Here is a 288-nt window from a genome sequence, read left to right on the forward strand (position 1 = left end):
CTGGCGAACAGCGCCCCTGCGACAGGCGACACGATCAGCGGATTGCGCGCCAGAGAGCCGAGCACTTTCAGGCCGAGTTTGTGCGGTGTGCGTTCTGTCTGCAAACCCATTTCGATCAACACGATGGCGCCCGCGAACAGCACGCACGCCACCAGAATGGTCGCGATGGTGGTGGGCGTGAGGCTCGCCTGACCGAACGCGATCATGCCGAGCGGAAAGCCGATGTAGCCCGTGTTCGGATATGACGCGGCGATGGCATCGACACTCGCGTCGGCGAGATGCCGGCCG

At 64.2% G+C, this 288-nt stretch carries 1 pseudogene; it reads right to left on the bottom strand.

The annotated features are described in order from the left end of the window. A pseudogene (locus EN824_RS34680) lies at positions 1-288 on the bottom strand (AEC family transporter); the annotation flags it as partial.

Origin of the sequence: Mesorhizobium sp. M8A.F.Ca.ET.181.01.1.1, from assembly GCF_004792025.1 — a bacterium.
GTDB lineage: Bacteria > Pseudomonadota > Alphaproteobacteria > Rhizobiales > Rhizobiaceae > Mesorhizobium.